Raw genomic sequence first — 8,276 nt, forward strand, 5'->3', positions numbered from 1 at the left:
GGGCTTTTGCTTAGAGCCCGCGTGTGCCTGAGTGGCAGCAACAGAGGTGGTGAGTGCTATTGTCAGCATAGCGGCTTTGATAAGCGTGTTGTGTTTCATGGTCTTTCCTTACTTTAATTAATGGGTTAGTGGTGTTTAGTTAGCTGAAAAAATCAAGAATGTTGCCATACCAGCTGCTGGTTTCTTCAGTTCCAATGGGTGGCTTTTGCTTAGAGCCAGCATGTGCTTGGGTGGCAGCAACAGAAGTGCTGAGTGCTATTGTTAGCATAGCGGCTTTGATAAGAGTGTTACGTTTCATAGTCTTTCCTTACTTTAATTAATGAGTTAGTGGTGTTTAGTTAGCTGAAAAAATCAAGAATGTTGCCATACCAGCTGCTGGTTTCTTCAGTACCAATGGGTGGCTTTTGTTTAGAGCCAGCATGTGCTTGGGTGGCGGCGATAGAAGTAGTGAGTGCTATTGTCAGCATAGCGGCTTTGATAAGAGTGTTACGTTTCATGGTCTTTCCTTACTTTAATTAATGGATTAGTGGTGTTTAGTTAGCTGAAAAAGTTAGGCCCGCTTTACATCAAAAGGGGGTTTTAACTGTTTCGGCAATAGGTAATTTTAGTTTAGATTTAGCGTAAGCACGGCTAGTCACCGCGGATGCGGAAAGTACTAACGCAAGCTGAATGGTGTTAAATAGGCTTTCGTGCTTCATTGTTTACCTTACTTATATCTAAAAAAAAGCAAATGTGGATTTAAATCCACAACAGTGTAACAGTATGCGTTTTTTTTAAACAATTTTGCAGTAATTTATGCGCGAAGTAGTTTGGGTATGAGTAACTTATAGCTTTCGTAGAAAACGATCCAGATTAGGTAGGTATAGCAAAGTTGTGCTAGGTACGGATATGAAGTCCAAATCAACATTACTTTTGTATAGCCAAATACACCTCGAATAATGTATTCAATAATCATAAACATTTGCAGTGCGGCGAATAGCACATTGAGTTTGTACATTTGCCAATCGAGGTTTACCGATTCCACTTTTTGCTTTGGTAACAAATCAGACATGTAGGCAACACGCATGAAAAAAAGATGTCGAGCAAACAAGTAAGAGGATTGTAACGAGATGTACCAGTAAATTTCAGGGGCGATTACTTGAAAAAATATCCAATAAAATTCAGCGGATATTGAAATAATGAGACTTAGCAACAGGAGTCTACTTGCTTTGTCGTATTTGATCTTCCAGTAAACGGCGATACTCAGCAGGTAAAAAGAAGCTTTGATCAAATCCGTAAATTCTAATTCGCTAATAGACCAGGCCGTTTCTTCAACTAGTCGCTGAAGCACCAAAATAATAACAACGCCTAATACATTGATATTTTTCCGGCATACGATTGCAGTAAATACTAGGATACAGATAAATAATCGGTCGAATAAAAGGGGGTTTCCAAAAGTATACATACCCGCAAAGATAAAAAGCCCTCCTAAGAGGGCTGTAATCAATTTGGGTAAATAATGAGAAAGTAGCATCAGCTATGTGAAAAGCCGAAATAATCCATCACGGTTGAGAAAAATGACTCTCGCGTTTGTTCAGAAGCCCTTTGACGACAAACAGACCACCATTTACTGATAACCTCTACGCCAATACTATTCATGGTTTCAGGTTTGTCATTTTCAATAGCTGACACAGTTTCCCTGCTGATCCCAACTCGCAAACCAAGCTCTTCCTGAGTATAACCAGCTTCTTTTCTCAAAGAACGCAGCTGTTCGCCGCTAAATCTCTTTCTTCGTGACATCGACTTTTCCATTAAAATAAAAATCGGTAAAAAACTTACCAGATGAAAATATAAGCTAAAAAATTCTAACAGTAAATCTAAAATTTCATTTTTTTACTTTATTTTTATAAAACATAGACCATTTAGTCAAAACAATTCAGATCCCTAAGGGTTTTGAGACGTTTCCTGGGCTTTATTACATCCAGCGCTGATAAATTTTTGCCGTAAGTTCACAAAATAGTATGGCTGTTTTAATCAGCAAAAGTACTCAAAGGCGACTTGTTTAAGCCATTATAGAGTGAGTTTTGGCTGAATAAAATCTAAGAATGCTGATATGCGCGACGATACCGCACTATTTTTATAATACACTGCTTGTATCGATTCTCGTCGATTTGGCGACATAATTTCGTCATCCAACACAGTAACTAATGAGCCAGCGGCAAGATCTTTGTAAACCATGAAGTTTGACAGCAAAGCAATACCTTGGCCTGCTATGCAAAGATGTCTTATGGCTTCGCCACTTGATGCATGCAAATTGAAGTTCAGCTTCGTCTGTTGTTTAAGTGGCCATTTATTCAAGTTTGGAGAATCACTAAAGCCTATCAGCCTATGGTTGGTTAGCATACTTACATTGCCATCAATTGGATGGCGTTTAAGGTATTCTGGGCTTGCTACCATATGCAACTGACTCTTCCCTAATCGTTTAGCGTGTAAGTTGGAGTCACTCAAATCACCTATTCGAATCGCAATATCAGTTTTATATTCCAGCAAATCGATGATGCTGTCATGACTGGTAACTTCTAACTTGATGTCGGGGAAAGCTTGGTTAAATTCGCCAATCAAAGGGACAAGTTGGTGAAGAACAAAAGGGCTAGCGGCATCCACTCGTAACTTACCTGAAGGAGAATGCTTTAATAGTCGTAAGGTTTCCTCTCCCTTTTCAAGTATATTCAGCCCGTCTCTTGCGTACCGCAAAAACAACTCGCCTTCTTCAGTCAACTCAAGCCTGCGGGTCGTTCTGTTTAATAAGGTTGCGTTTAGGGATTTTTCTAAGCGCGTGACTGAACGGCTGATCTTGGCCACTTGCTGTTCGAGTAAGTTGGCTGCACTGGAAAAGCTACCCGTATCAACCACTGTGAGAAAAGCTTCTAAGTCTTCAGTTTTCGCTTTTACTGCCATTGTCTGCTCTATTTTATCAAAATTAACAAAAGCATTTTGTCATTAATGCTGTTTTTTGCAAATAAAAATAACGCAATACTCTACGCACTTACTTAACTATCAGAACGTCGGTGTACTTAACAATCATTTAAGAGCACTGACAAATTCACTTTAGAGGATAAAAAAATGCCTATTGCGTTATTTGCTTTAACTTTGAGTGCCTTTGCTATTGGCACCACCGAGTTTGTTATTGTCGGTCTGGTACCGACCATTGCAGGCGATCTTGGGGTTTCGCTACCCAGTGCCGGATTGTTAGTTAGTCTGTATGCCCTAGGAGTTGCCATTGGCGCCCCAGTGCTAACAGCATTAACAGGCAAGTGGAACAGAAAGCACGTATTACTTAGCTTAATGGCCTTATTTGTGGCGGGCAACATTCTTGCTTGGCAAGCACCTAGCTATGAAAGTTTGATTATGGCACGGATTCTTACAGGTTTGGCCCATGGCGTATTTTTTTCCATTGGTTCGACTATTGCCACCGGCTTAGTTGCAAAGGAAAAAGAAGCCAGCGCTATTGCAATTATGTTTACCGGTTTAACTGTCGCACTCGTCACTGGCGTACCCTTAGGGACTTGGATTGGCCAGCATTTTGGTTGGCGAGCGACATTCCTGGTAGTTTCAGGGCTAGGTACACTTGCCTTAATTGGCAGTGCGTTATTAGTGCCAAATAACCTTAAACAGAGCAAAGCAACTACGTTAAGCGAACAAATGAAAGTCTTAATACAGCCACGTTTAATTTTGGTCTATTTAATGACGATTCTAGGTTATGGCGGTACCTTCACTGCGTTTACTTACCTTGCCCCCATTTTGCAACAAGAAACCGGGTTTGCACCTTCTGCCATTAGTTTAATCATGTTGGTGTACGGAGTTTCTGTAGCGGTAGGTAACATCTATGGCGGTAAATTGGCAGACAAAAAAGGCCCTATTCGTGCGCTAAGCGTGATTTTCACCTTACTGTCAGTCATTCTTTTAGCTCTTACTTTTACCATGGGAAGTAAAGTTGCAGCTGTTATCACCGTATTGGTTTGGGGTGCATTTGCATTCGGTAGCGTGCCAGGCCTGCAAGTGTATGTTGTGCAACTTGCTGAAAAATTCACTCCTAATGCCGTAGATGTCGCATCTGGCCTTAATATTGCCGCCTTTAATATAGGGATTGCCTTAGGTTCAATCATCGGAGGAAGCATTGTTGATGGCATGGAGCTGTCAGACACAGCTTGGATTGGGGCTTTGATTACCATAATTGCACTCGCTGTAACCCGATACAGCGGGCATCTAGACAAGCGTTCACTAGCAACAAGCAATAATGCGTAAGGAGCCAGGTATGACAACGGGAGTCTCACAAGCAGCAAACAATACCTTTGACAAATTGGCTAAGGATACATTTTCAGTCGGCGTAGAACTGCCCCTAGACAATGATTGGGCCCACTATGATGCTACACAGTGGACGCCGTTTGGCGTTCCTGACATGAGCCAACATCATGGGAGAATTCAGCCGGCCGATAAGTTAGGCTTTAGAGCTGCATGGGTTAGGGATGTGCCCATTTACGACCCTAATTTTGGCGATGCAGCACAAGTTTTTGAGACCTTTAGCTACCTTGGGTATTTGGCTGCTATCACTGAAAATATCATACTGGGTACAGCGGCCGTGGTACTGCCATTGCGCCAACCCTGGTTAGTTAAAAAAGCCGCTGCCACTATTCAGCAGCTTAGTAATAACCGATTAATTCTGGGGGTTGCTAGCGGCAACAGACCCGTTGAATATCCATTGTTTGACGTTGATTTTGAAACTCGCGGTGAAACGTTTAGACAATCGCTGAGTATTTTAAAAGAGGGTGAAAAAAGCTTATCGCAGGGCATGGATTTATTACCTAAATCGCCTCAAGCTCCCCTTTATGTAGCAGGGTTTGCTCAGCAAAGCCCCCAGTGGGTTGGCGAAAATATGGACGGTTGGTTGGCCTATCCAGGCACACCTAGCGACCATGTTAAGCGGGTTCAGTTATGGCGAAGTGTGGCAGGCGACAAACCCTATGTCAGTTTTATTCATTTAAATTTATTAGCAGAGGATCAAGCACCGATAAAACGCCATCGATTTGGCATTGAAACCGGTGTGAATGGTCTTATTACAGAGCTAAAAGTCATGAAAGACGCCGGTGTTAACCACATCGGCCTACATTTTAGACGCAACGCCTTGCCGGTTGAAGATGCCATGCAGCGTATTGCCGACCAAGTGTTACCCCATTTTCATCAATAAGGAGGCCGCCCAGTTGCTGCGGTTGATTAAAGATGCAGAGAGGTTGTTGGGCCAAATTGCTCAGCAAACCATTGTTGTCGAAAACCCACATAAATTTGATTTTGCCAAACTCAACGATGCTTTGCAGTTTTCTAAAATAGAGAAACAAAAAGCCGTGGTTGAGGTTATTGGATAAAGCTAGAACTAGAGCTAGAGCATAAGCTCGATATGCTTAAACAGCATATCGAGCTTTTAATACTTGATTGGTATTATTTTTGAGCGTTGTAAGCCCTTGATACCGCGTAGCTGTCTTCAAACCAGTTCCAGCTTTTTACTTTACCATTTTCAACATGAACACGTACCGCCCAGCTAAACTTTCCAGTATCGACACCCGATTAGCTAGTGCTCTTTTATGCTGACAGCTGCAATCATGATTAAAAATCTCGTTATTTTGCGTTGACCAAGATTGCATGGGAGTAAATACGTCGAATAACAATGTTTAGTGACTAAACATTTAACTCATAGAAGCCGTTCTCCCTTATTTACCCAAACCGCAACGTTATACGTTTAACCTCTATTTCTGCCCCTGTGAGGCTTAACTGTAGAACTTATCAATCCATTCCTTTTTGCCACAACAAAAATCAAAATAAAAAAATATACAAAACGTGATGTTATATTGTATCATTTTAATTCTTTTGTAAATCTTCTATCACCCACGACCGATACAGAGTAAATAAATGCACAACGAAATTATTGTAGCTTCGTCTTTAAGTGTTCGTTTTAACCAACAAACCGTATTAGACGATGTCAGTTTTAAGGTTCAAAAAGGAGAGGTGTTTGCCCTACTAGGCGGTAATGGCGCAGGCAAATCAACCACGTTAAAAACTTTTCTAGGCACTGTGCGGCCTTCAACTGGTAAGGCTGAAGTTTTAGGCATGTCGGTCACTAAGCAAATCGACAATATTCGTCAGAAAGTCGCCTATCTGCCTGAATCCGTTACCTTATACGGACACCTTTCAGGTATTGAAAATATCTCTTACTTTCTTTCGTTAGCGCAAATCTCACGAACGCAAACAGAAATAGAGCAAGCGTTAACACGGGTAGCATTGCAATCGTCTGCTTGGCATCGAGCGATGGCTGACTATTCAAAAGGGATGCGCCAAAAAGTCGCCATTGCTCTGGCACTGTTGCGAGAAGCGCCCGTATTGTTTTTGGATGAACCCACATCGGGCTTAGACCCAAATGCAATAGACGAATTCAATCAGCTAATCGCAACCTTAGCAGCTGAAGGCACGACTGTATTTATGGTTACTCACGATGTATATGGGGCCTGCCAAATTGCCCATCGAATCGCGTTATTAGATCAGGGGAAAATCGTCGGTATGTTCGAGCGAGGGGAAGATTCTCATATCGATACCGAAGTGGTTCACTCCGCCTTTTCAGCGAGAAACAAGCGATGAGTGCCATTAGCCAAATAACCAAAGACGAATGGCGTTTTTGGAAACGAACAAAAACGGCAACCAGTATATTGCTCATTGGCATTTTGCTAACCATCATTTCTGCGCTGATCAATAGCGTGCAAATGGAGCACGCTACCCATGAGAGGGAACACTTTCAAGAGGCCTCTGAAGCTCAATTTTTTGAGCAGCCCGATCGTCACCCCCATCGAATGGTGCACTATGGACATTATGTTTTTCGAGCACCTTCTCCCCTAAGTATTATTGAACCTGGTGTTGATGCCTACACCGGTACTTCAATTTTTTTAGAAGGGCACAGACAAAACAGCGCCGTATTTTCCGATCAAAGACAGGCATCAGGAATGACCCGGTTTAGCAGCTTAACACCCAGCTTTTTGCTGCAAGTGTTGGTGCCTCTTTTCATCATATTAATTGGCTATGCCAGTATCACCCGCGAAAAAGAAGCCGGTACACTGAATATCATGATCACCCAAGGGGTGAATATATGGCATTTACTGTTTGGTAAGTACTTAGCCTTGGTCGGTAGCGGTATTCTGATGTTATTGCCATTAGTGATCTCTGCATTTTGGGCAACAACCAAGGGGGAGTCATTTTTACTGACAAGTAGTTTTGTTGGAGGTTATCTTCTTTATATTTTAATTTGGAGCGGAATTGTTTTAACGGTTTCAGGGATAAGCAGAAAAAATAGTGTGAGTTTTGCCACTTTGGTTGGTTTGTGGATTATTTTTTGTATTCTTATTCCTCGTATTGGTAGCTCCAGTGCCGCTGTTCTAGCGCCATCTCCCGGGAAACTAGAAGCAGACTTTGCTGTTTACGAAGAGCTCAGAAAACTTGGAGACGGACATAATGCCTCATCTCCCGCGTTTGAAAAATTAAAGAAAAATCTGTTGATAAAATACGGTGTGGAAAACATTGATGAGCTGCCTATTAACTTCCGCGGCACTGTTGCCAAATATTCCGAAGAAAAACTTACTAAAATTCTGAACAAGTTTGCTGAACAGCGTATGGAGGAGGAGTTACAACAAGCCAAAATCGCGCGCCAGTTCGGTTGGATAACCCCAATGACGGCTATTCGTTCTTTTTCAATGATGATAGCCGGCACAAGTTTAGAAACTCACCACAGATTTTTGCGAGAAGCTGAAAAGTTAAGGTTTGATTTTGTGCAATCTCTTAATCAGGTTCATCAAGACACCTTAGATTATAAAACTGATATGAATCGTCATAACGACAACCAAGCGGCGCGAGTGAGTGCCGACAACTGGCATGTCTTGTCTGAGTTTTCTTTTACGCCAGATAGCGCGACAGTCAGGCTTGCTAAAAGTGTCCCTCATTTTCTGCAATTACTGTTATGGGGAGCAATTGTCTTTTTGGGTCTTCGTTTTGCAGTAAGGAGAATTAGCCAATGAGGTTTTTTTCAAATATTCGTCGAGAAGCCGGTTTTCTTTTTAAACAAAAGTATTTATTGGGAATACTAAGGCCTGTTGATCTTTGCTGTACATATTTCACTCAGCAATACATCGGCAACCACATCATCGAAAATGCCAGTGAAACCATACTGGCATAATTCCTTGCTAACTTTTCATACCTCGTTGATA

General features: G+C 41.9%; 11 protein-coding genes and 1 pseudogene. 5 read left to right on the forward strand and 7 right to left on the reverse strand.

From position 1 onward, the window contains the following. Positions 1-139: 139 nt before the first annotated feature. The 6 genes from ACYVIL_RS22365 to ACYVIL_RS22390 all read right to left on the reverse strand — a co-directional run bounded on the left by ACYVIL_RS22365 (position 140) and on the right by ACYVIL_RS22390 (position 2,937). Positions 140-298, reverse strand: a complete 159-nt coding sequence (locus ACYVIL_RS22365; protein ID WP_460315148.1) for a hypothetical protein — start codon at positions 296-298, stop codon at positions 140-142. Between the two features lie 40 nt (positions 299-338). Continuing rightward, positions 339-497, reverse strand: coding sequence for a hypothetical protein (locus tag ACYVIL_RS22370; protein ID WP_460315146.1), 159 nt, complete (start codon positions 495-497; stop codon positions 339-341). 69 nt (positions 498-566) lie between these two features. Beyond that, the gene (locus tag ACYVIL_RS22375; RefSeq protein ID WP_460315150.1) at positions 567-698 is read right to left on the reverse strand and encodes a hypothetical protein; all 132 of its coding nucleotides are present in this window, start codon (positions 696-698) and stop codon (positions 567-569) included. Between the two features lie 95 nt (positions 699-793). Then, entirely contained in the window at positions 794-1,333 is a 540-nt protein-coding gene (locus ACYVIL_RS22380; protein ID WP_460315152.1) for a hypothetical protein, read from the reverse strand. 179 nt (positions 1,334-1,512) lie between these two features. Beyond that, positions 1,513-1,779, reverse strand: coding sequence for a helix-turn-helix transcriptional regulator (locus tag ACYVIL_RS22385; protein ID WP_303476523.1), 267 nt, complete (start codon positions 1,777-1,779; stop codon positions 1,513-1,515). A 270-nt stretch (positions 1,780-2,049) separates the two neighbouring features. Beyond that, the gene (locus ACYVIL_RS22390) at positions 2,050-2,937 is read right to left on the reverse strand and encodes a LysR family transcriptional regulator (protein WP_460315154.1); all 888 of its coding nucleotides are present in this window, start codon (positions 2,935-2,937) and stop codon (positions 2,050-2,052) included. A gap of 165 nt (positions 2,938-3,102) precedes the next feature. Here ACYVIL_RS22390 and ACYVIL_RS22395 point away from each other — a divergent pair, with 165 nt between their 5' ends. The 5 genes from ACYVIL_RS22395 (at position 3,103) to ACYVIL_RS22415 (ending at position 8,087) form a co-directional block, all read left to right on the forward strand. Next, a complete protein-coding gene (locus tag ACYVIL_RS22395) occupies positions 3,103-4,284 on the forward strand; it encodes an MFS transporter (protein ID WP_303476519.1) in 1,182 nt (393 codons plus the stop codon). A 10-nt stretch (positions 4,285-4,294) separates the two neighbouring features. After that, positions 4,295-5,224, forward strand: coding sequence for a TIGR03571 family LLM class oxidoreductase (locus ACYVIL_RS22400; RefSeq protein ID WP_460315157.1), 930 nt, complete (start codon positions 4,295-4,297; stop codon positions 5,222-5,224). 13 nt (positions 5,225-5,237) lie between these two features. After that, positions 5,238-5,399 (forward strand): hypothetical protein, encoded by a 162-nt coding sequence (locus ACYVIL_RS22405; RefSeq protein WP_460315159.1) that lies wholly within the window; start codon positions 5,238-5,240, stop codon positions 5,397-5,399. A 541-nt stretch (positions 5,400-5,940) separates the two neighbouring features. Continuing rightward, the gene (locus tag ACYVIL_RS22410) at positions 5,941-6,663 is read left to right on the forward strand and encodes an ABC transporter ATP-binding protein (protein ID WP_303476513.1); all 723 of its coding nucleotides are present in this window, start codon (positions 5,941-5,943) and stop codon (positions 6,661-6,663) included. Further along, the gene (locus ACYVIL_RS22415) at positions 6,660-8,087 is read left to right on the forward strand and encodes a DUF3526 domain-containing protein (RefSeq protein WP_460315161.1); all 1,428 of its coding nucleotides are present in this window, start codon (positions 6,660-6,662) and stop codon (positions 8,085-8,087) included. Before ACYVIL_RS22410 ends, ACYVIL_RS22415 begins: the two co-directional genes overlap by 4 nt. A 100-nt stretch (positions 8,088-8,187) precedes the next feature. On the opposite strand, the pseudogene ACYVIL_RS22420 reads toward ACYVIL_RS22415, so the two are convergent. After that, positions 8,188-8,276 (reverse strand): annotated as a pseudogene (locus tag ACYVIL_RS22420) (IS5/IS1182 family transposase); the annotation flags it as partial.

It is taken from the genome of Aliiglaciecola aliphaticivorans (assembly GCF_054782055.1).